The sequence below is a fragment of the Photobacterium sp. OFAV2-7 genome (assembly GCF_022347985.1).
GTDB lineage: Bacteria > Pseudomonadota > Gammaproteobacteria > Enterobacterales > Vibrionaceae > Photobacterium.
In genome coordinates, this window is sequence record NZ_JAKRFQ010000655.1 from 1 (window position 1) to 3,099 (window position 3,099).

At 45.2% G+C, this 3,099-nt stretch carries 4 protein-coding genes and 1 pseudogene; 4 read left to right on the forward strand and 1 reads right to left on the reverse strand.

Going from position 1 to position 3,099, the window contains the following annotated elements:
* The 4 genes and pseudogenes from MHN01_RS22485 to MHN01_RS22500 all read left to right on the forward strand — a co-directional run.
* Nucleotides 1-203: pseudogene (locus tag MHN01_RS22485) on the forward strand (metal ABC transporter ATP-binding protein); the annotation flags it as partial.
* Nucleotides 203-1,078: a metal ABC transporter permease gene (locus tag MHN01_RS22490; RefSeq protein ID WP_239413567.1), complete on the forward strand. Its 876-nt coding sequence runs from the start codon at nt 203-205 to the stop codon at nt 1,076-1,078. The pseudogene MHN01_RS22485 and the gene MHN01_RS22490, both read left to right, overlap by 1 nt.
* A 7-nt stretch (nt 1,079-1,085) precedes the next feature.
* Nucleotides 1,086-1,982: an ABC transporter substrate-binding protein gene (locus MHN01_RS22495; protein ID WP_239413563.1), complete on the forward strand. Its 897-nt coding sequence runs from the start codon at nt 1,086-1,088 to the stop codon at nt 1,980-1,982.
* Nucleotides 1,983-2,113: 131 nt separating this feature from the next.
* On the forward strand, nt 2,114-2,377 hold the full coding sequence (locus MHN01_RS22500; protein WP_239413564.1) for a DUF3622 domain-containing protein: 264 nt from the start codon (nt 2,114-2,116) through the stop codon (nt 2,375-2,377).
* A gap of 291 nt (nt 2,378-2,668) precedes the next feature.
* Here MHN01_RS22500 and MHN01_RS22505 read toward each other — a convergent pair.
* Nucleotides 2,669-3,099: tyrosine-type recombinase/integrase (locus MHN01_RS22505; protein ID WP_239413566.1), on the reverse strand; the 431-nt coding region annotated here is incomplete at its 5' end.

Below are 3,099 nucleotides of genomic sequence, written 5' to 3' on the forward strand. Positions count from 1 at the left end.
CGGAGCAGAGAACCGTTCTGGCTGTTCACCATGACGTCACGGCTGTAAGGAGGCTGGATGCTCACGTTCATGTTGTTAACCGACAGCTTGTTGATAGCGGATCGGTTTCTGAGGTTCTGGTACCCGAAAAAATAGAGCGCTTGTTTAACCATTACACAAGTGCATCGCAAGCGGATGCCTGTGCTTTGGAGAATGTAGCATGATGGACTTTATCCGAAATTGGGCACAATCAGGCGTTGATGCTGGCTGGCTAAGCGAAAGTTTCTCTTATGCCTTTATGGTAAATGCTGTTGTTGCAGCGTTGTTGTTAGGGCCACTTCTTGGTGGACTCGGAACACTGGTGATAGCCAAGCGACTGGCGTTCTTTTCCGAAGCTGTCGGACATGCGGCATTAACAGGTATCGCCTTGGGAGTATTGCTGGGTGAGCCGCCAGAGAACCCGATTATCGGTTTGTTCAGCTTCTGCATGATTTTCGCGCTGCTGCTTCACTTTGTCCGTAATCGCACTAATGTGCCTTACGACACTCTGGTTGGTGTATTTTTGGCATTGGCACTGGCCGTGGGTGCAGCGCTGTTGATGTACGTCGCGCGTAAAATCAACATTCATATGCTGGAAAATGTTCTGTTTGGCTCGATTTTGACCGTAACAGATCAAGATATATTGGTGTTGGCACTCTGCTGCCTGTTGATTGTTCTGGTGCTGATCCCGACATTTAATCGTATTCTGTTAACGTGCATCAGTCCCGATATTGCCCGAGTAAGAGGCTATGCCACTAATTTTTATGATTATTTGTTTGTCATGATGATCACCCTGGTGACGATTGCCTCAGTGAAAATCATTGGTGCGGTTTTAGTAGGTGCGCTGCTGCTAATTCCTGGAGCAACGGCGCGCCTGCTTACCAAAAACATGGGGAATTTTGTATTGATGTCGGCGTTTCTTGCCACGGTTAGCTGCCTGGTTGGCACCATTCTTCCTATGGAGCTTAAACTGCCAGTACCATCGGGTGCCGCCATTATTATCGTGTCGGCTGTGTTCTTCTTAACCGCTACCTTCTACCGCATTGTACGAAAGGGATGATCTAGTAATGACAACTCAATTCAAAGAAACATTAGCTAAGTTAACTTGTCTTGCTTCTCTGGTTGCCGCTGGATTGGTTCCAGCCTCGGTGCAGGCAGAAGATATTTTAACGGCGACACCTGTTACGTACATGCTAGCCTCGGAACTGACAGAAGGTACGGCTATTACAACCAGCTATTTGCCACCCAAGCGATACGGCATCCAGCGACTGCCGAACTGGTTTAACGGAAAAGGTGCAGAGCAAACAGCTAAAGCGGCAAAAGAGGCTAAGGTCACAGTGACTATGGGAGCAACTTGGCCTCAGGACCCTTTATATGTTCATGCTCGTCAGGGGAATATAGCGATTATTGAGGTTGATGCCTCTCAAGCGCTCTCTCCACGAGCACAAGGCGTTGCAGCTTTGCGGTTGGATGATGGCACAACGTCGATGTTTACCTGGCTCAACCCTGCCAATCTAAGCCGTATGGCTGCGATTGTTAGCCATGATTTACAACGAGTATGGCCTGAGCAGGCAAAGATTATTGAAGCTAACCAGCAACGGTTGATGCTGGATGTTCGCAAGATGATAAATCGCCAGCAGAATGATTTGTTTGAAGCGGAGATAGATTCAGTGATATTGCTCTCCAAAGAGCTTGAAGATTTCGCTTCTGGTAACCAGTTGTTCGTTGTCGAGCGATTTACTCAACCTGAACTGGAGTGGACCGATGCGGATAAACAAGCACTTGTTGAGTTACTGAAAAACGATGAATCATTATGGTTGCTGACATCAAAGAAGGTTAGCAAGCTGTTGAAGTCATTGGTACCTGACCCAAATCGCATACTGGTTGTTGATAGTGTAGACAGATGGGGGAAGGAAGGGATCTGTAAAGATGCCCCGCTGGCTCGTTGGCAGTTAGATTTGTAATTCATCATTCTTTATTGGCGCGAATTGTGTTCTAATACCGCCCTTCCAAAGGGGTAGCTTTTTTTATGAGTGCTGAATACAAATATTCAGCGATTAGTGCTACCACCTTGAGTCATCCCTAGGAAATTGAAATGGCAAACGGCAAAAAATTTGATTACCGCGTAGTTGAGAAAAGAAACGGCTGGGCGGCTGAGATTATTCGACAGATCACCTCTCGTCGTACAACTATCTCTAAGCGTGAAACAGGCTTTGCAACTGAAGCAGAAGCAACAGAGTGGGCAGAGAAGACACTGGTTGAGTTTGTTCAGAACCAAATAGAGCGCAACAAGCGTAAAGCGCTTCAGCGCAAAGCGAATGAAGAGAAAGAAGCAGAAGAAGTTGAAGACTTAGATTAAGCACTTTTATTGAGCTATCTGCTGATCTTTTAAAGGCCTTATGTATGAACATAAGGCTTTTTTATTTTCATATAAACAGATAAAACTAGCATCTTGAGGTAGCTTGGCTATATTTAAATGCATAGATAAAACTTATATTATGGTTATAATTCATTGTTTTAGTTCGCATAAGTCGAAGCTGGCTCTTTCTGAACGCTTAAATCATGATACGATCTGCCTCGACAACTAGGCAGCTTGTAGGGATTTGAGTATCTTCGGCGGTAGCGTATCTGCTTGTTGAGCCGATACAGATCAGTTGTCCAGAGGGCTCCTGACTCCGCTCTTATGCAGCCCAGCTACATGAGTATAGATTTGGGTAGTTTTGATATCCGAATGCCCTAGTAATTCTTGAATATTTCTAAGATCTGTTCCTTTTTCAAGTAACCGGGTAGCAAAAGAGTGCCTAAACGTGTGGCAACCTGCTTTTTTGATAATCTTAGCCTTATGGATTGCTCTCATGACATGTTTTTGAACCGTACGGTCTGTAACGTGATGACGCATCATCTTTCCAGAGCGCGGATCAACAGTTAATTTAGAAGCAGGAAAAAGATACTGCCAACCATAACCTCTAGCTTGTGTCGGAAATTTAAGAGCTAGAGCGTAGGGCATGTAGACTTCGCCGAAGCCTTTATCCAAATCTCTATCATGTAGAACTCTGACTAAATTCAATTGCTGCTTAATAG

Excerpts from the sequence above, each read along its gene's own strand:
- MHN01_RS22490 (WP_239413567.1), top strand. The coding sequence starts at position 203 with ATGGACTTTATCCGAAATTGGGCACAATCAGGCGTTGATGCTGGCTGG.
- MHN01_RS22495 (WP_239413563.1), top strand. The coding sequence starts at position 1,086 with ATGACAACTCAATTCAAAGAAACATTAGCTAAGTTAACTTGTCTTGCT.
- MHN01_RS22500 (WP_239413564.1), top strand. The coding sequence starts at position 2,114 with ATGGCAAACGGCAAAAAATTTGATTACCGCGTAGTTGAGAAAAGAAAC.